Origin of the sequence: Sulfuricurvum sp. MLSB, from assembly GCF_000747095.1 — a bacterium.
Lineage (GTDB): Bacteria > Campylobacterota > Campylobacteria > Campylobacterales > Sulfurimonadaceae > Sulfuricurvum.
The window spans coordinates 26,327-48,443 of the sequence record NZ_JQGL01000132.1; the positions used below are offsets into that span (position 1 = coordinate 26,327).

25 protein-coding genes and 1 pseudogene are annotated in these 22,117 nt (G+C 49.0%); 15 read left to right on the plus strand and 11 right to left on the minus strand.

What is annotated here, in order from left to right; all coding sequences use genetic code 11:
- Positions 1-124 precede the first annotated feature (124 nt).
- From JU82_RS09455 to JU82_RS09495, 8 genes are all read left to right on the plus strand, one after another.
- Positions 125-781, plus strand: a complete 657-nt coding sequence (locus JU82_RS09455; protein ID WP_294892753.1) for a hypothetical protein — start codon at positions 125-127, stop codon at positions 779-781.
- A gap of 56 nt (positions 782-837) precedes the next feature.
- A complete protein-coding gene (locus JU82_RS09460) occupies positions 838-1,503 on the plus strand; it encodes a hypothetical protein (protein WP_037949788.1) in 666 nt (221 codons plus the stop codon).
- Between the two features lie 336 nt (positions 1,504-1,839).
- Entirely contained in the window at positions 1,840-2,085 is a 246-nt protein-coding gene (locus tag JU82_RS09465) for a helix-turn-helix transcriptional regulator (RefSeq protein WP_037949791.1), read from the plus strand.
- A 347-nt stretch (positions 2,086-2,432) separates the two neighbouring features.
- Positions 2,433-2,717: an HU family DNA-binding protein gene (locus tag JU82_RS09470; protein ID WP_037949797.1), complete on the plus strand. Its 285-nt coding sequence runs from the start codon at positions 2,433-2,435 to the stop codon at positions 2,715-2,717.
- A 143-nt stretch (positions 2,718-2,860) separates the two neighbouring features.
- On the plus strand, positions 2,861-3,868 hold a 1,008-nt coding region (locus JU82_RS09475), incomplete at its 3' end, for a PhoH family protein (protein WP_294892756.1).
- Positions 3,869-4,221: 353 nt separating this feature from the next.
- Positions 4,222-4,626, plus strand: coding sequence for a peptide-methionine (R)-S-oxide reductase MsrB (gene msrB / locus JU82_RS09485; protein ID WP_037949805.1), 405 nt, complete (start codon positions 4,222-4,224; stop codon positions 4,624-4,626).
- Positions 4,627-5,160, plus strand: a complete 534-nt coding sequence (locus JU82_RS09490; RefSeq protein WP_037949808.1) for a peptidylprolyl isomerase — start codon at positions 4,627-4,629, stop codon at positions 5,158-5,160.
- Positions 5,161-5,283: 123 nt separating this feature from the next.
- Positions 5,284-6,765, plus strand: coding sequence for an inorganic phosphate transporter (locus tag JU82_RS09495; RefSeq protein ID WP_037949810.1), 1,482 nt, complete (start codon positions 5,284-5,286; stop codon positions 6,763-6,765).
- 198 nt (positions 6,766-6,963) lie between these two features.
- Here JU82_RS09495 and motB read toward each other — a convergent pair whose 3' ends face one another.
- From motB to JU82_RS09535, 8 genes are all read right to left on the minus strand, one after another.
- A complete protein-coding gene (gene motB / locus JU82_RS09500; RefSeq protein ID WP_037949812.1) occupies positions 6,964-7,803 on the minus strand; it encodes a flagellar motor protein MotB in 840 nt (279 codons plus the stop codon).
- Between the two features lie 11 nt (positions 7,804-7,814).
- Complete coding sequence (gene motA / locus JU82_RS09505) at positions 7,815-8,585, minus strand: flagellar motor stator protein MotA (RefSeq protein WP_037949815.1); 771 nt, start codon at positions 8,583-8,585, stop codon at positions 7,815-7,817.
- A gap of 83 nt (positions 8,586-8,668) precedes the next feature.
- Positions 8,669-9,826, minus strand: a complete 1,158-nt coding sequence (locus JU82_RS09510) for a cation:proton antiporter (protein WP_037949817.1) — start codon at positions 9,824-9,826, stop codon at positions 8,669-8,671.
- Positions 9,827-9,829: 3 nt separating this feature from the next.
- Positions 9,830-10,969 (minus strand): dihydropteroate synthase, encoded by a 1,140-nt coding sequence (folP, locus tag JU82_RS09515; protein ID WP_037949819.1) that lies wholly within the window; start codon positions 10,967-10,969, stop codon positions 9,830-9,832.
- A complete protein-coding gene (locus JU82_RS09520; RefSeq protein ID WP_037949823.1) occupies positions 10,959-11,582 on the minus strand; it encodes a DNA polymerase III subunit delta' in 624 nt (207 codons plus the stop codon). The genes folP and JU82_RS09520 overlap by 11 nt, the downstream gene beginning before the upstream one ends.
- The gene (locus tag JU82_RS09525) at positions 11,569-12,117 is read right to left on the minus strand and encodes a HobA family DNA replication regulator (protein WP_037949825.1); all 549 of its coding nucleotides are present in this window, start codon (positions 12,115-12,117) and stop codon (positions 11,569-11,571) included. The genes JU82_RS09520 and JU82_RS09525 overlap by 14 nt, the downstream gene beginning before the upstream one ends.
- The gene (locus tag JU82_RS09530) at positions 12,117-13,328 is read right to left on the minus strand and encodes an aspartate kinase (protein ID WP_037949827.1); all 1,212 of its coding nucleotides are present in this window, start codon (positions 13,326-13,328) and stop codon (positions 12,117-12,119) included. The genes JU82_RS09525 and JU82_RS09530 overlap by 1 nt, the downstream gene beginning before the upstream one ends.
- Positions 13,328-13,798 carry an RNA pyrophosphohydrolase gene (locus tag JU82_RS09535; RefSeq protein WP_037949830.1) on the minus strand — a complete coding sequence of 157 codons (471 nt, stop codon included), beginning with the start codon at positions 13,796-13,798 and terminating at the stop codon, positions 13,328-13,330. Before JU82_RS09535 ends, JU82_RS09530 begins: the two co-directional genes overlap by 1 nt.
- A 69-nt stretch (positions 13,799-13,867) precedes the next feature.
- Between JU82_RS09535 and hemW the strand changes: the two genes are divergently transcribed.
- Genes hemW through JU82_RS09565 form a run of 6 tightly spaced genes read left to right on the plus strand, consistent with a single transcriptional unit; the run spans position 13,868 to position 18,788 of the window.
- On the plus strand, positions 13,868-14,929 hold the full coding sequence (hemW, locus tag JU82_RS09540) for a radical SAM family heme chaperone HemW (protein WP_037949833.1): 1,062 nt from the start codon (positions 13,868-13,870) through the stop codon (positions 14,927-14,929).
- 51 nt (positions 14,930-14,980) lie between these two features.
- Positions 14,981-15,385, plus strand: coding sequence for a Sec-independent protein translocase protein TatB (gene tatB, locus JU82_RS09545; protein WP_037949836.1), 405 nt, complete (start codon positions 14,981-14,983; stop codon positions 15,383-15,385).
- Entirely contained in the window at positions 15,385-16,167 is a 783-nt protein-coding gene (gene tatC, locus JU82_RS09550; protein WP_037949840.1) for a twin-arginine translocase subunit TatC, read from the plus strand. The genes tatB and tatC overlap by 1 nt, the downstream gene beginning before the upstream one ends.
- Entirely contained in the window at positions 16,160-17,188 is a 1,029-nt protein-coding gene (gene queA / locus JU82_RS09555) for a tRNA preQ1(34) S-adenosylmethionine ribosyltransferase-isomerase QueA (RefSeq protein ID WP_294892760.1), read from the plus strand. Before tatC ends, queA begins: the two co-directional genes overlap by 8 nt.
- 50 nt (positions 17,189-17,238) lie before the next feature.
- On the plus strand, positions 17,239-18,459 hold the full coding sequence (locus JU82_RS09560) for a molybdopterin-dependent oxidoreductase (RefSeq protein WP_037949848.1): 1,221 nt from the start codon (positions 17,239-17,241) through the stop codon (positions 18,457-18,459).
- Positions 18,460-18,470: 11 nt separating this feature from the next.
- A complete protein-coding gene (locus JU82_RS09565) occupies positions 18,471-18,788 on the plus strand; it encodes a hypothetical protein (RefSeq protein WP_037949851.1) in 318 nt (105 codons plus the stop codon).
- Positions 18,789-18,797: 9 nt separating this feature from the next.
- On the opposite strand, the gene JU82_RS09570 is transcribed toward JU82_RS09565, so the two are convergent.
- The 3 genes from JU82_RS09570 to ilvC form a co-directional block, all read right to left on the minus strand.
- Positions 18,798-19,574: a DNA-processing protein DprA gene (locus JU82_RS09570; RefSeq protein ID WP_037949854.1), complete on the minus strand. Its 777-nt coding sequence runs from the start codon at positions 19,572-19,574 to the stop codon at positions 18,798-18,800.
- A gap of 72 nt (positions 19,575-19,646) precedes the next feature.
- A complete protein-coding gene (locus JU82_RS12060) occupies positions 19,647-20,681 on the minus strand; it encodes a divergent polysaccharide deacetylase family protein (RefSeq protein ID WP_294892762.1) in 1,035 nt (344 codons plus the stop codon).
- A gap of 48 nt (positions 20,682-20,729) precedes the next feature.
- A complete protein-coding gene (gene ilvC / locus JU82_RS09580) occupies positions 20,730-21,752 on the minus strand; it encodes a ketol-acid reductoisomerase (protein WP_037949857.1) in 1,023 nt (340 codons plus the stop codon).
- 166 nt (positions 21,753-21,918) lie between these two features.
- Here ilvC and JU82_RS09585 point away from each other — a divergent pair.
- A pseudogene (locus JU82_RS09585) lies at positions 21,919-22,117 on the plus strand (hypothetical protein); the annotation flags it as partial.

A 22,117-nucleotide genomic window follows, 5' to 3' on the forward strand; every position in this document is an offset into this window, starting at 1 on the left:
TATTTTCAGAAATGGTAACACATTTTGGAAACATTCCTAAAGCCGAACCGATGAAGTTTTAAACATCTCAGCTGTTTTTGACTACAATAACGCAAATCTATCGATACAAAGATCAACCATACCTATGACGCAACATTCCATTGAGACCGATATCGTACTGATCGACATTATCGATTTCTCCCGGCTGTCGATGACGCAACAGCTCGAGATCATCTCCTATCTTTCGCTTACCTACAAAAAGATGATTCAAAAAATGCTCAAATCTTCCAATATTCCGATGAAACGGATGCTGCAGGGGATCATTCCCACCGGGGACGGTTTTTATTGCATTCTTCATCCCGATCTGCGGGGATTCGGGCCGATACTGGGACTCTCATTTCTCCATTTTTCCGATTACATTGCCAAAGAATACCCCTATTTCAAGGGGATCCGGGTTGCGGTACATACCGGAGAAATATACCGCTTCGAAGATATCCTCGGACATGACAATTATGTCGGAGACGGTTTAAACGAATGCGCCCGCTATATCGAGATCAAAAACCTTATCATCAGTACGGTCATCATTTCCGACAACGCGTATCGATCGCTTGATGAATTTTTAAAACGCTATCCCGACTTTCACACGCTGCTCAATCAATGTGAATTTCGCCACAGCTCGCTGCATACGTTTTTCGACAAACACAAAATCGAACGGCATGGCTATCTGATATGGATGCATAAGGGGGGTATCATTCCTCCGCCGAAATTGAAAAATCCCGCTCGCCCTGCCGACAAAGAATAAAGGGAAAAAGAAATTTTCGCTAAGATAGCGTTATACGATTACCAAGAGGAGCGGACATGCGTTTTACGATCGATGAATACGCCAAAACCTTTAAAATGTCCAAAGAGATGATCCATAACAAGTTACGGACGAAACGCCTTAACTATATTATAGAAGGGGGAATAACCTACATCATCGTCCCCCGCAGCTCTCTGGACGACGAAAAACGAAATGAAGTTTCCCAAAAAAGCAACGCCTCGGCACCTGTCTCGTCGGCACAATCGCCCAAAACAACGGTCGGAATGATTATCTCGCTTTACCAAAAAGAGAATCAGCAGCTTAAACTCAAAATCAAAGAGCTCGAAACCAAAATCGACCGCCTCGTGGGCGACAAAGAACAAATGCTGATTGCCGAGCGGCAGCGTATCGAAGATATCTATACCGCCAAAGACGAACAGCTCAAAAGCATTCTGGAAGTGATCAATACCAAGTTGCTTCTTTCGCACGATAACAACATCCACGACGTGGACATCACCGTACCCGAGCAAACGCGTGCGCCGATTGCCAACGGCCTCATCGAATTGAAACGCTACCTCAAATTTATCGGTATGGATTCAGATGGACGAAAACAGGTCCGCCGCCGTTTCGAAACGGCGTACGGTAGTGATCCGCGCATTATCCAAAAAGAGGGGGAATTTTACGTCGACCTCTCCAAATACGATTACACCGATTTTCTTGCCTGATTCTTTTTTTCCTTTTTTTTAATTTAATCCCCGTATCCGCTTCTTTCTAACAACGGCTCTCTTCTGAGCCTCACATACCCTGATCTTGTTTTCTTCGTTCCGCAGTCTTTGTCGCCCTTACCTTGAATACTCTTCTCTCAAACAAATATCAAAATGCAAATATTATACGGTTTAGCGTATACTATAAACGTTTTAACTGTTTTTAAAACTGGTATAGTAAATGCTTTATTCGTTTATATTCTTTTATTACACATATAAAAATATATTTAGTATGTTTTACTACATTTTAGATACGGTTTTATGTTTATTTTAAGAAAAGGATATTACAATGGAGCAATGGAAATGAGTGATCTTTTTAATCTTCTACACAACGCCGTAGAAGCGCAACGCAACGGTAAGAAGATTTCCCAAAAAGAGATGGCTCAGGAACTGGGTATTTCGATGCGGACCTATCAGGACTGGAGGCTTGGAAACGCCAAACCTCAAGCCGCAAAAGCGGTTATCGAAATGTTGGGGATGCTCGAAGATGACGAGATCATTCGGGTCGTGCGAAAAATCAATAAACTTGGAGAGAAATCATGAGCAGTTTGACAGAACAAGAGCGTATCGGTCTGGAAGAGGTCTTTTTGTCAATCTCCGGTTCACAAAACGTATTTCAACGTTGCTCGCACTGGGGTAAAAATTTATCAATTCTTATAAAAGGCAAGAACCTCGCATTACCCTCATCCCTCGTCACAGGGTCAAATTTTTGGCTAAAAAACAATCTAAAACACAACAAAATAACAAAATTTTTCAATAAAATACAAAAAAGAAGAAAATTTTAAGCCAAGAGATATTAAAGTATTCGCGGCTGAAACACTTTTCCCTTCTGTTTGCTCGTAAACGTGGGGTTTTAAGTGTCATTCACATATCTATATTAAGGGTAATAAATGAATAAAGCACAATTCGTAGAATTGGTTCAAAAAAGCGGCGGCTACAAAACTAAAGTTGAAGCAGAAACTGCTATCAAAGCGTTCACAGAAGCGGTAACAGCAGCATTGGTTGCTAAAGAAGAAGTAGCGCTTGTAGGTTTCGGAAGCTTCAGCTCTTCTTTGCAAAAAGGTAAAAGCGGTAAAGTACCTGGTACTACTAAAACGTACAGCACAAAAGACAAAATGGTTCCTAAATTCAAACCAGGCAAAAGTCTTAAAGACAGCGTAGCTGCCGGCAAATAATCACCCCTTAATGGCCGGGAGACGCTATCTCCCGCCTTTTCTCCATATCTATATCTTCATATTATACTTTCGCAATACGACATAGGTTATAATCGTTGTTATCAATGATTTTCAGACCGTCATTTTATGCTAAAGGGATGTTTGTGTTTTTTTCGTTTATAAACCGATTTCTCCCTAAAAAACCAAAACCTGAACCCGCTCCGTCAGATACTTCCGTATTTACCGAAATCGCCCGTGAAACAAAGGGATATTTTTTCTCCGACTATAAACTGTTTTTAAACGAAACCGTCACAACAATCGATCTGCTTTTTTTTCTTCCTCATCGCGGACTTTATTTCGGAGAAAAAATTTCCTGGCAGCTGGATGAAATCCAGGGGGCTTCCGTTGCGCGTGCTACGAAATCGCTTAAAAAAACGTCTGCTACCCGCTTCGATTCCACCGAATCGATCATTCGCCGAAAACTCAGCGACGTTGTGTCTTTTGATTCAACGCCGTGCATACGTTTTGCGTGGTTGGAACATATCCGCGAAGAGGAGTTTGATGCCCTTGACCCCTCCTTCCATGAGCTGCTTCCCAAATCCCGCGTCATTTTCGCCGATGATTCTGTCTCAACTGCCCGGGCAAAACTCGAAAAACTTGCCGATTATCAAAGCGATCCCTATTCGGCGTTGAAAGTGATCGGTTCACTTAACGCTCACCGACTGCTGCTCCCGACAGCCGACCAACCGTTCGGAGCGTTTCTTTCCGACGAGCAGCACCTATTTTTGGACAGTCGGTTAAAAAATACCGTCACAATCCTCTACGGAGCACCCGGTAGCGGCAAGAGTACCCTGCTCATACGCAAGGCAGTCGCAGAAGTACTCAATGATCCGAGCTGCAAAATAGTAATGATCACGCCTACGTTGTTGGCAGGAGATCTCCTTCGCAATCAACTCATTTCGCTGATGGAGTACGGTGCTTTTACGATCCCCCTTGATTCGATTGCCTTTTATACTCCGCACCCCTCAGAAGCGTTGGAGGAGTTGAAACTTTTTGAGGACTCGGATATCATCATGTGTGATGATTCCTGCCGATTGGACGATTCGTTAATCGATAGGCTTAAAGAGCAGAGGGGAGAACGTTGGCTTGTGCTCTCAAGCGATAGCGAGCCGNNNGAAAGAGCATGTTTTGTTTGTATGTCTCTCGGCCTTGCGTAAGCGCCTGTTGGATACTCCAAAGCACGCTATTATCGTTGTCCTCCCCGAATCCGAAATGCTCGTTCCATTTAAAAAAGCCATTGATGAGTATCTGGCGCTTAACTGCCGTATTCTGACATCCGATTTTAGTCTGCAGTATCAAAATCTTGACGATCTGCTTCTTTCCACAGCCGAAAACATCAGCGGAATAAACATTCCTCATCTTTTTCTTGTCCTTCCGGAAAACTCCGATGACTATACGTTTGAGCTAAGCCGCGCATCAGATACTGCCACTATAATCTTTTTTTCAAATCCTCACGGAGAGAACGATGCAAAAGATCATCAAAAGTGATGCGGAGTGGCGCGAGCTATTAAGTCCCGAAGTCTATGCCGTTGCCAGAGGACACGGAACCGAGCCTCCCTTCAGCGGCAAATATGCCTCTTTCAAAGGGGATGGCATCTACACGTGTGCCTGCTGCGGTACGCCGCTGTTTGATTCAAACGCCAAGTTTGATTCGGGAACCGGGTGGCCAAGCTATGATCGCCCTATCAAGGACGACGTCATTAACGAAAAACGCGACACCGGGCACGGCATGATCCGAACCGAAGTTCTGTGTGCGATATGCGACGCTCATCTGGGACATGTTTTTCCTGACGGTCCCGCAACAACCGGAATGCGTTATTGCATCAATTCCGTTTGCCTCAACTTTATACCACAAACACAGGAGTCTTAATTGCGTACCCTACTTGCTTTATTGTTTACCTCTCTTCTTGCCTTCGGTGCATCCAATCCGCGTGTTTTGCTTCAAACGACGCAAGGTGACGTCACGCTGGAGCTTTATCCGAATGTTGCCCCTATGGCCGTTGAAAACTTTACGACCCATGTCAAAAACGGCTATTACAACGGACTCACCTTCCATCGTATCATCAAAAACTTCATGATTCAAGGCGGTGATCCGACCGGCACGGGTGCGGGCGGCGAATCGATCTGGAAAAAACCGTTCAAAGACGAATTTAAATCGGGAGTCGTTTTTGACAAAGCGGGGATTTTAGCCATGGCCAATGCAGGACCGCGCACCAACGGAAGCCAGTTTTTCATCACGACTGCTCCTACGCCGTGGCTTAACGGCTATCACACGATCTTTGGACGGGTCGTGCAGGGAATGGATACGATTGCCAAACTCAATAATATCGCCACTAACGGCCAAAGAGGCGGCGATCGTCCACTCCAGAGCCAAAAAATCCTCAAAGCGACTCTCCTACCCTGATTTTGGGCTTGTGTCTTCTCTGCAAGGTTACGGAAGTCCTCCGTAACCTTTCTGTAATATTTTCGTAATCGTTATGTAATATAATTGCGTTTTCCATTCCCACATTTAACGTATGGAGTTTTAATGTTCTCTCGCGACAACCTCTTTTTCGGCGGTATCTTTGTTATAGCCACCGCATTGTTTATGGTTTGGGGATTTAATTATCTCGAAAACAATCATTCCCTCTTTGTCCTCGCCACCTTAATCGGGATTTTTATGGCATTTAACATCGGCGGTAACGATGTTGCCAATTCATTCGGCACCAGTGTCGGCGCCAAAACCCTCACCGTCAAACAGGCATTGATTATCGCCGCTATTTTCGAGCTCAGCGGTGCGATGCTCGCGGGGGCGGAAGTTACCAATACCATCCGCAAAGGCATCGTTGATCTCTCCGCCATGGATTTCGATCCGATGCTTCTTGTCTTCGTTATGATGGGATCGCTTCTCTCGGCAGCCACATGGCTGCTGTTCGCCTCTATGAAAGGCTACCCGGTATCGACTACCCACTCAATCGTCGGCGGTGTACTGGGCGGTTCTATTGCGCTCGGATACGTGACCATGAGTCAGGGAGAAAGCGTATTCGGTCTCATCCACTGGGATCAGATCGTAAAAATCGCCATCAGCTGGGTCGTCTCTCCGATACTGGGAGGTATTGCATCGTACGCAATTTATTGGTATCTAAAAAAATACATCCTCGATTACAACGATACGGTTCAGGCTCACATCGACGGAATCAAAGAACAGCTTGCCGCACTAAAAGCCGCGCATAACGAAGAAACGGCGAATACGGAAGAACAAGCCCGTTACGAAGAACAGGTTCACGAGCTCAACCGTCTTAAAAAGAAATCAAACGCATTTTACGCTCTACGTACCCATGCTCCGCTCGTTGCCGCTTTCGGAGTGGCGATCATCGCCAGCATGCTCCTGTTCAAAGGTCTTAAGCACGCCAATCTCGGCTTTAACGAAACGCAGATTTTCCTGCTGATTGCGACGTTCTCTACGCTCACGTACGGTATCGTATTCGCGATCGTCAAAGTGATGCACAAAGATACGCCGCACAAAGCGACAATGCGTCTGTTCAGCATGCTGCAGGTTCTTACGGCATCCGCGTTCGCCTTCAGCCACGGGGCTAATGACATAGCGAATGCTATCGGGCCGTTTGCCGCGATTATCGATATTCTCGCAACGGGGCAAATCAATGCCGAATCCGCGGTTCCGGTCGCCGCTATGGCTACTTTCGGGATCGCGCTGGTTGCCGGGCTCTGGTTTATCGGAAAAGAGGTTATCGATACCGTCGGCAGCCGCATTACCGAAATTTTCCCGGTTACCGGATTTGCGGCCGAGCTGGGTGCGACGTTTATAATCATGTTCGCAACCGTCCTCGGAATCCCGGTTTCCTCGACCCATATTCTTGTCGGCGCCATCATCGGTATCGGCATGCTTAACCGCAATGCAAACTGGACGCTCATGAAGCCCATTGCTCTGGCATGGGTCATCACCCTTCCTGCGGCCGCAAGTATGGCTGCGATCTTCTTCCTTCTTCTCAAAATTGCATTCGGCTACTAAGCCGAACGCGAAATCCAGCCGCACGCTACTTTCTTGTTCTTGTTTCCATCATAATAAGTGTCCGCAATATAAACGGATGATCAAACGCTCGGAAAAGTATTCAAATGATTGTATGCAAGAGGGACAGCTGTCGTATAAGAAAGCGGATTGGCCGCAAACACGATAGCCTAAAATGGGAGAAAGAGATGCACAAAGGGATTATTTTTGCAATTTGCCCAGTGCATCCAAAATACTTTGCTGTTTCGCAGTATCTACCGGCGTCTCATTCGATATGAACATGTAGAGTTCAACACGGCGGTTTTTGGCCCGGTTCGATTCGTTTGTATTGGCGGCAATCGGCTGAGCCGAACCGAATCCGGCGGCTGAGAGCCGTTCTGCGGCAACGCCGTTTTGGATCAGCGCACGCACCACCGCTTCAGCCCTGCGGTTGGACAATTCCAGATTGTCGCGGTGAACGGAACCTGCCGGAACAGGCGAATCATCCGTATACCCCCGCACCGATACCTGTACGCTCGGCGGAAGGGTATTAAGAAGATCAGCTATCCGCTTGACAAAGAGATTCATATCCTCATTCTCAAGCGTCACGCTTGAGCCTCGAAACGGTATTGTAGCGGGAAGCTTCATCAATACGCCATCCATCGCCTGATCAAGCGCACCGTCGCCCATCGATGCTTTTTGAAGCTCGGATTGTATGTTGGAAATCGATTCCATTATTTCCTGATTGACAGAAGGGGTCTGCTCAAGCACCGCTCCACCATCCGATACCGGCATCGTGCCGCTTGATTGTCCCGACGCATCGGAATCCGTTTTGGTTTCGCTGACCATATCGACAACAGGATTGACCGATTCGGGGACAGGTGCGTAGTCGTAAATTTTAACAAATTCTTCTTTGACCGCTTTGACTTTCTCTTTGTTTACCGAAGACAACGCATACAGGGCAATAAATAAAGCGAGCAATAAACTGAAAAAGTCGGCAAACGGAACCGCCCATTTTTCTCCGGGCGGACATTCGGCCTTTTTACACTTCTTTTTCCCCATCTGGTTATCCGTTAGTTGAATTGACTATGTTTCTCTTCCGCCGGCGAAAGGAAGTTGAGAAGTTTTGCTTCAAGGGTGCGCGGGTTATCGCCGTGGACGATCCCGATAATCCCTTCAAGCATCATTTTTTGTTCTTTGACAATGTGGTGCGATTTGGCTTTCATTTTGTTACCCATAGGCCCAAGCAATACGTATGCCGAGAAAATCCCCGTCACGGTTGCGGTGAACGCTCCGGCGATGCCGGCTGCCATGGCTGCGGGGTCGTCGAGTTTTTGAAGTGCAAGGATCAATCCCATAACTGCCCCGACAAGCCCCATAACCGGCGATGTTTCACCCGCTACGATCCAGTAGTGGGCGCATCCGTGATAATATTCTTCCGTCTCTTCGATGACCAATTCGAGCGCTTCGGAGATGGTGTCGACTTCATTCCCGTCAACCGCCATGCTAAGACCCTGCTTTAGAAACTCGTTATCGATATTCATGACCTTTTGTTCCAGCGACAGCAACCCGTCCCGTCGCGCCATAACGGCTAAACTGATGATCTCTTTGATTCTGTCTTCGAGATTGACAGGAGATTTTTTAAAGACCATACCCACATTTTTAAAAGCGCCGCGGACATATTCTCCATCCGTTCCTACCATCGCCGCGAACATTGCCGTCGGAAAAATGATAATGAGCGATGAGATATGGATAAGGTGAAGCGGATTTCCCCCTTCCAGTACATCTCCGACCGAAAGAGAGGTTATCGCCAATACTATCCCTAAGACAACCGTTAAATCCATCCGCACACCCTCACTTTTATCAAATCACATCTATTCTGATTATTATTTTTGCAATAATTGTACCCATAAAAACTTTTAAAAAGTCATGGACTATATCGGCGAAAAAATGAATAAATGATTTTAATCGCAATCATTAAGAAAATTCCGCTTCCCATACTCGCCACGATGAATGCATAATATTCATCGTGCGTGATTGCTCCGGCACCGAATCCGAGTGTCGCAATCGCCACCGTAAACGTCAATGGCATTGAATCGCTCAGTGAAAAAAGGACCGTATTTTTAAATCCGAAATATCCTCCGTACGCCACAAACGAACTAACCAGACGTATCCCGATTATGGCTCCGGCAATTGCCAGTGCCAGCTTCAGGATCTTCGGATCAGTAAACGCGTCCAGCGACAGCGTCGATCCTACGTGAATGAAAAAGATCGGCACCAGAAAACCGAATCCGAAGGAGGAGAGTTTTTCGGGGAGTTCCGTTTTGTGTTTGAAATAGGTGGCAATAAACATGCCCGCCAAAAAAGCTCCCAATACAACATCGATTTTGAGATAGAGCATCACCCCGACCATGATAAACATCAGCGCCATGGAAAAACGAACATCCTGATCTTTGCCGTCTTCATGAGGCATAATGAGCGTCTTAAGCCCCGGATACCACCAGAACAGAATCCGTATCCCTTTGAAAAAGAGGACGAATCCGATCAAAAAGGCAATCAGCCCTCCCAACGTAAAGGCGAATTCGCGGTTGTACCCGTATTCAAGACCGCCGCTAAGAATCGTCAATGCCATGATACTGACCAGCTCGCCGATGATCCCTATGTTCAGCGCCAGAGCTAGCCACGGCTCGTTTTTGCCGTATTCTTTTACCAATGCCATCAACATCCCGAGCGAAAAGATCGGGAATGCGACCAGATAGACAGCGTTCAGATCAAAATAAACAAAGAGAGCAAGCGAACATCCGTACAGCATCACGAAATAAATCAGCGTTCGACGCAGCAGCGATTTTTTTTCAAAACCGAACGCTTTGAGATTGACTTCCATACCGGCCAAAAACATCAGGTACAAAAATCCGACCTTTGCAATGATTTTAAAAATCTCATTTTCGACGAGAAATCCGAAATAGGCAGCCACACTCCCCAACAGGATTTCAACGACGACAACAGGGATACGGGTCACACGGGATAAAAATGGAGAAAGGAGGACCAAAAGCGAGAGAGTTATAATAACAACGGTATTACTCATACATCATCCCTGCAACGCTTCCCAGACGCGTATCGCCTGAACATGCTCTTTGACATCGTGAACCCGGACAACCGACGCGCCTTCTTCTATCGCTTTGAGATGAACCGCGAGAGTTCCCGGCAGCCGTTCACCGATCGGGCAAGGATAGAGGCCGTTGATCAGCGACTTGCGGCTTGCCCCCACCAGCAAAGGTTTACCCAGACGTAAAAAATGTTTTTGATGGGTAATCAACGCCAGATTGTCTTCCAGCCGCTTTCCAAATCCGATTCCGCAATCAAGAAGAATGTCGGTGATTCCGAAACGCTCCGCTTTCTCGATCCGGTCACGGAAAAAAAGCTCCACGTCGTGCACAACCGAACCGTACGAAGGATTTTCCTGCATCGTTTTAGGGTCTCCCAGCATGTGCATGATGACGGCCGTAGCGTTGTATTCACCGCACAAGCGCGCAACCTCATCGTTAGCCAGACCTGTGATGTCATTGACGATAGCAAACCCTTTTTCCAATGCGTAGGCGATTACCTTGGGTTCATAGCTGTCCAGGCTCAAACGGACTTTTTCATAGATTTTTTCTTCGTAAAGAAGATCGATAATCGCAGAGAGGCGGGCAAGTTCTTCTTCGGCACTCACGCTGTCGCTGCCGGGACGGCTCGATACTCCGCCCAAATCGATCATATCCGCCCCGTCTTCGATCATCTGTTGTATCCGGCGCAATGCCGCTTCCCCCTGAAAACGGCTATCCTTGTGAAAACTGTCGTCGTTGGCGTTGACAATCCCCATGACGGAGACACTCTTTTTCACACCGAGGCGCAAAAAGCTCTCCAACTCGTTTGAGAGCTGCTTCAACCCGAACGGTTGCGCTTTTTCTTTTTGGATCAGCATTTTGAGTTGGCGCTCATTGGCGATCAGCAGTGCATCGACACGCGGAACCGATGCGGTGACGGTTCCGCGCGGAACAGCCAGATCGGCTCCGACGCTCAGGGCATCTTGTTTGAGGATATTGGCCGCACCGACATGAAGATCGGCGATTTTGATCGCATGCGCCGTCCCCTTGTCCGCCATAATGGCTATGCCGCCCGTATCAACGCCGAGTTTGTGAAGTTCACGGTGTAAATCGGTCGTATTGGAGAGTTTCTCAACGTGCACGTTTTACCTCTTTCAGAAAATTCATCAACACCATGACCAGCACGCTCTGTAAGCGGGCATTGAGCTCCAGCAGCCGCAATGCCTTCTCAAACCCTTCCAACTGAAGGGAAGTCAGGCTAAGACGCTCCACATGAACCGCTTGATGAGCAAGCTGCTCGATCAATGCTTTGGCATCATGTTTTTTAAGCCGTTCATGCTCTTTTACGAAGCTGAACATCGCCGCAAGATCCAACTTGCCCAGCTCAATCGCAAGGGGTTCGTAATAGCGGGCATTTCTCTCCTGCGTCAGGCTCAGACGTGATCGTACCGTCGGCAAAAAAGTGCTTTTGTTGGGGGCTAGAAGGATAAAGACGATATTGCGGGGAGGCTCTTCGAGGATTTTCAACAAGGCGTTCTGGGCCGGCACGGTAAAACTTTTGGCCCCGAGAATAAGCGTTTTGGTATTTGCCTCGCTTTTATATGCTTCGGCAATGACCTCTTTAGCATCTTCGATCTTGAAATCATCGCACAAAAAAGTAACGCAGCGCAGGGGATGCAGCGATTCTTCGATCTCTTTGGACCGCTCTTCAATCTGCTCCGTGATTAGGATCCCGCCCCGTTCATTCGTGAACATCGATCTCCCCAAATAATAGAGCCCCGAGCGTTTTGTCAAACAACCGGTACATCTGCAACAGCTTAATGTCAATCAGAGGATCGAACGAACGAAGACGAATCGCGTTTTGAAAGCTTTCGTCCATAATCCACAAGAGGCTGTTACTGCTGCGTTTGGCGATATCGGAACGTCGTTCGTCCCCTTTGCCGATATACCAGAAAAAATATTCCCCTTTGAAGGTGATATCGAGCATATCGGTAAGGGTATCGATCGCTTCGCCGCCGCTGATGTGGTCGTAGTGCGGGAAAAGAGCATCAATGCAAACAATAGGAATCATCGGACGTTCTTGAAGGCGTTTGTTCAGCGACGACGTGATGTAATGGGCAAACCATTTACGATCGTGATCGGTGATGAGAACAATGCTTTTACCTTCCATCACCTGCTCTAAAGCATTGGCCGTAGCGGGTGTCCACTCAAACCGCTGCTCTTCGAACCAGCTCATCGCCGCTCCTTCGGAGCGGATCGATTCCAATGTCCATTGATCGAAACGGCGCACTATTGATCCAACGAATAAGCGCTGTGCAGTGATCGCACGGCAAGCTCCGCGTATTTTTCGTCAATAACCATAGACACTTTGATCTCCGACGTGGAGATCATCATGATGTTGATGTTTTCGGCTGCCATCGTCTGGAACGCTTTGGCCGCAACGCCCGTATGCGATTTCATTCCGACACCGACAATGGAAACTTTGCAGATGTTCTCGTCGTAGCTCGCTTCGCTGATTTCGCCTTCGGCAATAAACGTCTCAACCACTTTTTTCGCATCGATCAGCTCGGTTTTGGGAACGGTAAAGTCAAGATTGGTTTTGCCGTCGTGGCCGAGGGTTTGGATAATCATATCGATGTTGACGCTGTTGTCGGCCAAACGGGTAAAGATATCCGACGCGATTCCGGGACGGTCGATGACGCCCGAGAGGGAAACGCGTGCCTGGTTTTTATCGAGTGCGATACCGCTGACAAGTGGTTTTTCCATAATATTCTCTTCCTTTGTAATAAGTGTCCCTGCCGCATTGGTAAAACTGGAGCGGGTGACCAGATTGACATTGAGTTTTTTAGCCAATTCGACGGAGCGGTTTTGGAGAACTTTTGCTCCGAGCGAAGCGAGTTCGAGCATCTCATCGTAGCTGATTTTATCCATCTTTCGCGCTTTAGGCTCGATACGCGGATCGGTCGTATAAATGCCGTCAACGTCGGTATAGATTTCGCACAGATCGGCTTCAAGCGCGCCCGCGATCGCTACGGCGGAGAGGTCTGAACCCCCACGGCCGAGCGTCGTCACGTTGCCTTCGTCACTGACCCCCTGAAAACCGGCCACGACAACGACTTTGCCACTTGCGAGCTCGGCGTGCATGGAAGCGGGATCGATTGTTTCGATTCGGGCTTTGGTATGGATACTGTCCGTCACGATTCCGGCTTTACGGCCGCTCATCGAAACCGCTTTGTGCCCCATCGCATTGAGCGCAATCGAAAGCAGCGCCGCGGTCACCCGTTCGCCCGAGCTGAGCAGCATATCGACTTCGCGGCGTTCAGGCGAATCGGTATAGTGTTCGGCATAGGCGATCAGTTTGTTGGTCTCGCCGCTCATTGCCGACACGACAACGACCACTTGGTGCCCCTCCTCGAGGGTTTTGGAAACACGGTTGGCAACGTTTTGGATCCGTTCGAGATCCCCGACGCTTGTCCCGCCGAATTTTTGTACGATTAGCATTACAGATACCCCTTGGCTCTAAAATGGGAGACAACTTGTTCATAGACCGTTTTTTTGAAATGGGCGATGTGGTCAAAAAGTTCATCAATACCGACGAAGCGATACGCTTTGAATTCGGGATGTTTCGTATCCAAGTCGATCTTCGCCCCCTGCTTTAAGCGGACCAAATAGTAGCGCTGTTTCTGTCCCGCATACGGTGCCATCTTGGCCGCGACATGAGGAGGAAAGTCATAGGCGATCCACTCGGGATACTCGGCGATGATCTCCACTTTTTTTGTCCCTATTTCCTCTTTGAGCTCACGAAACAGGGCTTCTTCGCTCGATTCCCCTTCGTCAATCCCCCCTTGCGGAAACTGCCATACCCCTTCCAAATCGGTACGTTCGGCGATAAATATCTGCTTTGTTTCGGGATAATCGCTCGAAACAATAATCGCCGCTACGTTCGGCCGGTAGAACAAATTTTGTGTCATTCACCATCTTTTACATTTTTTTGAGGGGATATTGTAAACTATTCGCTATTAAAAAACTATAATTGCATCATGCTTTTATACATACACATCCCTTTTTGCGACAGTAAATGCTCTTACTGTGCGTTTAATTCCTATGTCGACAAGTTTTCGCTGCGCAAAGATTATATGGATGCCCTGCTGATGCAACTGCCTCATGAGCTCGAACGATTCGGCGTCTCTCCCGGCAATCGGATCGAGACGGTTTTCATCGGCGGCGGTACCCCTTCGACCGTAGAACCTTCGCTGTATCGCCCTTTGTTTGAGGCCGTAGCCCCTTTTTTAGCCGGGGATGCCGAAATCACTTCCGAAGCCAATCCCAACAGTGCGACACACGAATGGCTGGAGGGGATGTACGCCCTCGGAGTCAACCGTCTCAGTTTCGGCGTACAAAGCTTCGACGACGCGAAACTCCGAACCCTCGGACGCGCCCACAATACCGCCCATGCCGTGCAAGCGATTCGAAACGCGGCCGACATCGGCTTCAAACACCTCTCGATCGATCTAATCTACGGTGTCGAGGGCGACACACAGGAACTTTTAGAGAGGGATATCGATACGGCATTTTCCCTCCCGATCGATCATATCAGTCTGTATGCCCTCACTATCGAAGAGGCGACGGCCTTCGAAAAAACCCCCGAAAAAGCACAAGAGCGGCTGGAACTGACCCATTGGCTTTTCAACCGTATCGCCGAACAGGGATTCGAGCAGTACGAAATTTCCAATTTCGGGAAATACCGCTCACGCCACAATCTGGGATACTGGGAGCACAAGCCCTACATCGGACTCGGATGCGGTGCCGTCGGTTTTTTGAACACTCAGCGCTTTTATCCTTCCAACAGCGTCGAGGGCTACGTTGCCGATCCCCTCTTCGGCCATGCCGAAGCACTAAGCGACAGCGACCTGCTCGGTGAAAAACTCTTTTTGGGATTTCGCAGCTGCGTCGGAGTCGATGAGACCATCTTGAATGCGCGGCAAAAAGAGCAGGCCGATCTGCTCTGCACGGCGGAACTACTCGTATATCGAAACGGCCGTTATTTCAATACCGATTTTCTTCTCGCCGACGAAATCGCGCTGAGGGTTGAAGGGTTTTAAACTTTGTTTGGATAAAATCTGCGGATTATTACATTATTTTAGGATTACGCTATGTTTGGAATGGGTCTGGGTGAAATATTAATCATCATCATTATTGCCGTGTTGTTTTTAGGGCCGGACAAACTTCCTACAACGATGGTCGAAATCGCAAAGTTTTTCCGAAGTGTCAAAGGAACAGTCAGTTCTGCCCGTGCAACGCTGGAAGAGGAGATGAAACTCTCCGAAATCAAAGAAAAAGCGCTTGATTATAAAAAAGAACTGACCGATGCAAGCGCCGAGCTTGAACGCCTCACCAACGTCACCGAAATCGGAAGCGAACTCACTTCCGTCAAAAATGACCTCAACCTCGACACGCCCAAAGCCGCCCCTGCAGCGCCCAAAGAACCCGAAGTAATTACCTTTGCCCCTAAAGCCAAAGAAACCAAACCTGCTGAAACCAAAGAAGAGAATGCCTGATGTTTGACGATTTAAAACCCCATTTAGCCGAACTCCGTAAACGACTCGGTATCAGTGTCGCCACTGTTATCGTGATGTTTTTCGTTATGTTCAACTTTCATGAGCCAATTATGTCGTGGATGACGCAACCGCTCAACGAGGCTCTGGCAGAAGTGGCCAAAGTCTCCAAAAATGCCGCGCAAGGGATGGTGACGACGACACAAGTCGGCGGAACTTTTTTTGTTGCGATGAAAGTCTCGTTTTTCGCAGGACTTTTGGCGTCCCTTCCGATCGTCCTTGCCCAAATCTGGCTGTTTGTCGCCCCCGGACTCTACGAGAACGAAAAGAAAATGCTCTATCCGTTCATTTTCGGCGGAACTATCATGTTCGTTGCAGGGGCGCTGTTCGCCTATTACGTCGTCACCCCTTTCGGCTTCAGCTTCCTGATCGCGTTCGGAGCTTTCGAATTCGTTCCGCTGATCAATATCGAAGATTACATCGACTTTTTTGCAAAAATCATGTTCGGATTCGGCCTCGCGTTCGAACTTCCGATCATCTGCTATTTCCTCGCATTGATGGGGCTGATCGATGATCGGATGATGACCGGCTTTTTCCGCTACGCCATCGTTCTTATCATGATCATCTCCGCGATTTTGACCCCGCCCGACGTTTTAACCCAAATTCTGATGGCGATCCCGCTGACGCTGCTCTACGGCATCTCTATACTGATCGTCCGCGCCGTCAATCCGGCCCCCAAAGAAGAACCTTACATCGCCGAAGATGAAGAAGAGACGATTGACTGATCGCCATCCTCTTCTGACGTCCAGCTACGACTATGAGCTCCCCGAAGAGCTTATAGCCGCATTCCCAGTCTCCCCGCGCGAACATGCCAAACTGCTCGTCTACAATCGCGACGACCGATCCATCACCCATACCCGCTTCGACAAAATCGATGACTTCCTGCCCGAAAACTGCGCGATTGTTTTCAACGATACCAAAGTGATCAAAGCCCGTCTTTACGGGCATAAAGCATCGGGAGGCGCTATAGAGCTGCTGATCAACCGCCCGCTGGACGCCTATCGGATCAACGTCTACGTCCGAGGACGGGTCAAGGAAGGGACGAAGCTTGTATTTGACCGCGATCTTGCTGCCACCGTCGTGAAACTCCACGATGACGGCTCACGGGAAGTCGAATTTTTTCTCAATGGCCAACGGCTGCGGTTTGAAGAGCTTCTGCCGCTGCTTGACGAGATCGGCCATATTCCCCTCCCCCCTTATCTCGGACGCGAAGACAACAGCGAAGACGAACGGGAATACCAGAGCGTTTTCGCGCGCCGCGAGGGTGCGGTAGCCGCTCCCACCGCGTCGCTTCATTTCAGCGACGAACTGTTTGATGCCGTCTGTGCGCGCCATCCTCACGCCTTCGTCACACTGCATGTGGGATCGGGAACCTTCAAACCGGTCGAAGCCGAGATCATTACCGATCATCCGATGCACTCGGAATACTTTCACATCGCTCAAGACGCGTATGACCTGATCCACGGCGATTTGCCGCTGCTGTGCGTCGGGACCACGTCGACGCGGACAGTCGAATACCATGTCCGAACCGGCGAACGAGAGGGAGAAGCCAACCTCTTCTTGCATCCGAACAATCCTCCCCAAAGGGTCGATTATCTGCTGACGAATTTCCACCTTCCGCAATCGACGCTGTTGATGCTCGTGGCATCGTTCGTCGGCGTCGAAGAGACGCACCGTATCTACGCCGAAGCGATTGATCAAAAATACCGCTTTTTTTCGTACGGCGATGCCATGCTTATACTCTAAATTACTCTCGATTATGATAAAATAGTGATATTCCTTTGCAAGGCATTATCATGGATAAAATTAACCGCAGACATTTTTTAGGCGCCGGCCTTATTTTAGGCGCCTCTACCCTTTTGGGTAAAGAAACCCCGAAAAAAATCATCACAAGTTCGGCTGAATACATCCCCCCCGTGATTGCATTCCCGGAGAAAAAACCGCTCAAAGTCATCTCCGACCGTCCGCCCCTGCTCGAGTCGCCGCGCGATATCTTCACGCAGGCCATCACGCCCAACGATCAGTTCTTCGTCCGATGGCACATGCCGGACATTCCGACATACATCGATCTAAACGACTTTCGTCTGGAAGTAAAAGGGTCGGTCGAAACCCCTCTGTCCCTCAGCGTTGACGATCTGAAAGCGAAATTCGAGCCTGTAGAGATCACCTCCGTCCTCCAATGCGGCGGAAACAGCCGCAAATACTACGCCGCTACGGGTCAAGCGACCCACGGCGTACAATGGGGCCACGGAGCCATGGGCTGCGCCGTATGGAAAGGGGTGCGTCTCAAAGACATTCTCGAACGTGCCGGCGTCAAAGGGACGGCAAAATGGGTCGGCATTAACGGTCTGGAAAAACCGGCCATGGACGCAACGCCAAAATTTTTCCGCGAAATGGCGATCGATGAGGCCCTCAGCGGCGAACTGATCGTCGCGTATGAAATGAACGGCGAAGATTTGCCGTATCTCAACGGGTTCCCTCTGCGCCTCGTCATCCCGGGACATTTCTCCGACAGCTGGGTTAAAATGCTCTCGGAAATCACCGTATTCGACGAATACCAAAACAGCTTTTTCATGGACGTCGCGTATACCGTTCCCGACAACGACTGCGAATGCGTCGTCTCGGGAAGCGATTTCGAATACAAACGCAAACCGATTGCCGCGATGAAAGTCAAATCGGTCATCGGCTATCCTACCCCGAATACCGTCATCAAAAAAGGTTCCCGCGTCAAAGTGACCGGCGTTGCCTTCGATCAGGGAAAAGGGATTAAAGAAGTCATGATCTCCGTCGACGGCGGCAAACACTGGAGTTCTACCGTACTGCAAAAAGACTACGGCAAATACGCTTACCGCCAGTGGGCCTATGAATGGGAACCCAAAGCCAAAGGGGAATACACCATCATGGTGCGTGCCATCAACCGCATCGGAAACATCCAGCCGCAAGCCGATGAGATCGGCTGGAATGCCGGCGGATATCAATACAATGCCGTTGACGCCGTCAACGTGAAAATCGTGTAAGGAGCCTATTTATGAAAAAACTACTCGCAACCGCCCTACTCCTTGCATCCACGGTACTTTTTGCACAAGTCGCCAAACCGATCGAGATGCCTTACGTCGATTATCCCATGGTCAAAGGAGACCATGACGAAGTGGTGCAGCAATACTGTCTTATCTGCCACTCGTGGGGATACATTCTCAATCAGGGGAAAAAGAGCCGTCCGTACTGGAGCGGAACCGTTCAGAAAATGGTCAACGAATTCAAAGCCCCTATCGGCAAAGAAGATCAGCAAATCATCGTCAACTACCTCGTCAAACACTACGGGTATGAGAGTACGGCTCAGCACTAAGAGCCGTCTCTACACCACATTCACCCTCCCGTTTCGCACCTCGACTGCCCCGCTGAGTTCCGCTTCGAATATCTCGCTTGGAAATTTTGCCATTGCCTCTTCGTACGTCGGGGCCTTTCGGCAAAACGCGATAAACGGCGTGTCGGTAATCGCCTGATGCGATACCCGGCTGACCTGGGCGACAAAACAATCTATGTCTTCGATTGCAGTGGCTTTTCCCTCCGCAACAAGACGATGGGTCGCCATACTTTCGCGAAGCCGATGCGGCAGGACATAGATCGGTTTGCCCATCTGGAGCGCATACTCGACACTGCGCATGCTCCCGCTCCCGATATCGGCTTCAGCCACGATCAATGCCGATCCCAATGCCACAACGATCTCATTGCGAACGACGAAACTCCACTCCCGTGCCGCGAAGCCGGGCTCAAACGGGCTGATGCTAAGGCCATGTGTCTCTATTGAGCGTATCAGCTCCGCATTTGCGGCCGGATACGCGATATCGATGCCGCAAGGGAGGACGGCAACGGTGCTGGCGGCCCCCGATCCTTCGTGGGCGATACGGTCAACCCCCATCGCCGCGCCGCTGATGATCGTCATGCCCGACATGGAAAGTTTTTTGGAAAGCTCAAACGTCATGGATCGTGTGTAGGGATTCGGTCGCCGTGTACCGACTATGGAGATTTTAGGGCGGTTCAACAGTTGCAGTGACCCGCGGTAATAAAGCTGCTCAGGATACCGCTTCATCGATTCCAGTTCGGGAATTACCGTAGATACGGTTGCAAACATAGGCCCTCTTTTGTCTGTTTGGCATATACTATAGCCAAAAAAAGAGGGACATAAAAGAGTTATGTCAAATTGTCAAATTTGATCGATCCGTACCAATCGGACCTCATTCAGCAACTCTTTGGATTCTCTCAGAGCACGAATCGTGTCAGGACGCGGGTGACCGATCGCCACCGCACTTCCGTGGCGTTTGGCTTTTGCCACCGCTTCGCGAATCTGTTTTTTGACATTGGCAACCCCGCTTTGGTGATCAAGGAAAACATCCCGTCCAATGTAGCGTACGCCGTTTTTGAATGAGGCTGCCGGAACTTTGGTTTTAGGGGTAGTACGGCTGTCGACAAAGGTAATCCCCTCTTTTTTCATAACACGGATTAACCTCTCCATCGCTTCGGCATCAGCCGTAAATTTAGAGCCGGTGTGATTGTTTATATAACGAACGTTCGGATAGAGCTGCTTGAGGTTGGCTATCCGCTTTGCCATCTCCTCCTCGGTGGTTTCACTTCGCATCGTCGCAGGTTCTTCGTCATCAAAATGTTCTGCTTCAAGCGGTAAATGGACCATATAACCGCTCTCTCCCCGTGCCAGTTCCGCCGATTTCGGATGTCTTGGGCTGGGAGGAAGAAACGACATTACCAGAGGCAGCCCGGTTGAGCGAATCGATTTGACGTCACGTTCATACGAAACGTCGTCGATGATAATAACCAGCTTAGCTTCGCTCCCCTCAGGAACTTTTGGACGGGTATACGAAGGAGGCGGAAGTGCTTTTGAATCTTTCGGCGCGTATTCGTGCTGAGGCTTGAGTGCTCCGGCCGGACGCTCCTGATCGAGAATTGTCTGCAATTCCTGTTTCAGCCGCTGTATCTCTTTTTCCTGTTCGCTCGCTTTCAGATCGGCCCGTGTCGCCGGCCCCTCGTCAATCGACGTAATCAGTTTGATCTCTTCTATCAGCTGTTTGGTTTGTTCGCGTTCTCTGGACAGTTCACCTTCGAGTTGATTAAATCCGATAAAGTAGCCGATGGACATCGCGATGATAACCAGACAGAGTACCGCAATGGAAAGTCCGATACGTTTAAGCCAGATACGGGGAAAAGGGAAAAGAGGTTTATGCATGCAAGGGAAAGCCCCTTTCGTAAGCTGTGGGGCGAGCGCCCCGGAGAATTAGTTTTTGCTTTGGTCGACGATTTTGTTTTTCGCAATCCACGGCATCATCGTGCGCAGTTTAACGCCCGTTTGCTCGATCAATGACGCACGTGCGTTTGCACGTTCAGCGTTCATACGAGGATAACCCGCCTGACCTTCAAGGATGAAATCTTTTGCGAAACGGCCGTCTTGGATCTCTTTGAGGATCTCTTTCATCGCCGCTTTTGATTCCGCGTTGATAACACGTTTACCAGAAACGTAGTCACCGTATTCTGCGGTGTTGGAGATTGAATAACGCATATCGGCGATTCCGCCCTCGAACATCAAATCAACGATCAGTTTCAACTCGTGAAGACACTCGAAGTAGGCAAGCTCAGGAGCGTATCCCGCTTCGGTCAATGTTTCGAATCCTGCTTGTACCAATGAAGCCGCACCGCCGCAAAGAACCGCTTGTTCTCCGAAAAGGTCTGTTTCAGTTTCGTCTTTGAACGTTGTTTCGATGATCGCCGTACGTCCGCCGCCGATCGCAGAAGCGTATGAAAGAGCCAATTCTTTGGTTGTGCCGCTCGGGTTTTGTCCGACCGCGATCAAATCAGGAATCCCGCCGCCGCGAACGAATTCTGAACGTACGGTATGACCCGGAGCTTTTGGAGCGATCATCGTTACGTTGATGTCTGAACGTGGGTGAATACGTCCGTAGTGAATGTTAAACCCGTGACCGAATGCGATGGTCGCGCCGTTTTTGAGGTTCGGTTCAATCTCGTTTTTGTAGATTTCAGCCTGATTTTCATCCGGAAGAAGGATCATAACAACGTCAGCGTAAGCCGATGCTTCCGCAACGGTCATAACTTTGAACCCTTTGGCTTCCGCTTTTGCCCATGAGCTACCATCTTTACGAAGACCGATAACTACTTCAACGCCGCTGTCGCGAAGGTTTTCTGCGTGTGCGTGACCTTGTGATCCAAAACCGATCATTGCCACTTTTTTGCTTTTGATGAGTTCGATATTACAATCTTTGTCGTAGTAGACGTTCAATGCCATGAAGGTATCCTTAGAGTAAGCTCATAGGCTTAAAATTTCGCGAATTATACTCCATTTTTGCATAAACAAAAATTAGTGGAGGCTTATACTGCTCTGCTAAATCGTCCCGTAAGAGTCTGTGAACGATCGCATGCTACAATTCACCCAAAAAACGGAATACCCTGTCATGAAAAAGTTCAACCTTTTTAAAGAGATCGTCGTCATCGCCAAAGACGATTTTTTGCGTGCCGCAAACTCCGGCAAACGCTTCGCTATAACCTATAAAGGGGGGATCGAATACGAACCGTTTGCACCCGAACTCATCTCCATTTATGAAGGTTCAATTCCTCCTCTCTCCCCACTGAGTACGACAACCAGCCGTCCGA

What these genes read in the sequence shown, in the direction of transcription:
- JU82_RS09455 (WP_294892753.1), top strand. Translation starts at nt 125, where the DNA reads ATGACGCAACATTCCATTGAGACCGATATCGTACTGATCGACATTATC.
- JU82_RS09460 (WP_037949788.1), top strand. Translation starts at nt 838, where the DNA reads ATGCGTTTTACGATCGATGAATACGCCAAAACCTTTAAAATGTCCAAA.
- JU82_RS09465 (WP_037949791.1), top strand. Translation starts at nt 1,840, where the DNA reads ATGGAAATGAGTGATCTTTTTAATCTTCTACACAACGCCGTAGAAGCG.
- JU82_RS09470 (WP_037949797.1), top strand. Translation starts at nt 2,433, where the DNA reads ATGAATAAAGCACAATTCGTAGAATTGGTTCAAAAAAGCGGCGGCTAC.
- msrB (WP_037949805.1), top strand. Translation starts at nt 4,222, where the DNA reads ATGCAAAAGATCATCAAAAGTGATGCGGAGTGGCGCGAGCTATTAAGT.
- JU82_RS09495 (WP_037949810.1), top strand. Translation starts at nt 5,284, where the DNA reads ATGTTCTCTCGCGACAACCTCTTTTTCGGCGGTATCTTTGTTATAGCC.
- motB (WP_037949812.1), bottom strand. Translation starts at nt 7,803, where the DNA reads ATGGGGAAAAAGAAGTGTAAAAAGGCCGAATGTCCGCCCGGAGAAAAA.
- motA (WP_037949815.1), bottom strand. Translation starts at nt 8,585, where the DNA reads ATGGATTTAACGGTTGTCTTAGGGATAGTATTGGCGATAACCTCTCTT.
- JU82_RS09510 (WP_037949817.1), bottom strand. Translation starts at nt 9,826, where the DNA reads ATGAGTAATACCGTTGTTATTATAACTCTCTCGCTTTTGGTCCTCCTT.
- JU82_RS09520 (WP_037949823.1), bottom strand. Translation starts at nt 11,582, where the DNA reads ATGTTCACGAATGAACGGGGCGGGATCCTAATCACGGAGCAGATTGAA.
- JU82_RS09530 (WP_037949827.1), bottom strand. Translation starts at nt 13,328, where the DNA reads ATGCTAATCGTACAAAAATTCGGCGGGACAAGCGTCGGGGATCTCGAA.
- JU82_RS09535 (WP_037949830.1), bottom strand. Translation starts at nt 13,798, where the DNA reads ATGACACAAAATTTGTTCTACCGGCCGAACGTAGCGGCGATTATTGTT.
- hemW (WP_037949833.1), top strand. Translation starts at nt 13,868, where the DNA reads ATGCTTTTATACATACACATCCCTTTTTGCGACAGTAAATGCTCTTAC.
- tatB (WP_037949836.1), top strand. Translation starts at nt 14,981, where the DNA reads ATGTTTGGAATGGGTCTGGGTGAAATATTAATCATCATCATTATTGCC.
- tatC (WP_037949840.1), top strand. Translation starts at nt 15,385, where the DNA reads ATGTTTGACGATTTAAAACCCCATTTAGCCGAACTCCGTAAACGACTC.
- JU82_RS09560 (WP_037949848.1), top strand. Translation starts at nt 17,239, where the DNA reads ATGGATAAAATTAACCGCAGACATTTTTTAGGCGCCGGCCTTATTTTA.
- JU82_RS09565 (WP_037949851.1), top strand. Translation starts at nt 18,471, where the DNA reads ATGAAAAAACTACTCGCAACCGCCCTACTCCTTGCATCCACGGTACTT.
- JU82_RS09570 (WP_037949854.1), bottom strand. Translation starts at nt 19,574, where the DNA reads ATGTTTGCAACCGTATCTACGGTAATTCCCGAACTGGAATCGATGAAG.
- JU82_RS12060 (WP_294892762.1), bottom strand. Translation starts at nt 20,681, where the DNA reads ATGCATAAACCTCTTTTCCCTTTTCCCCGTATCTGGCTTAAACGTATC.
- ilvC (WP_037949857.1), bottom strand. Translation starts at nt 21,752, where the DNA reads ATGGCATTGAACGTCTACTACGACAAAGATTGTAATATCGAACTCATC.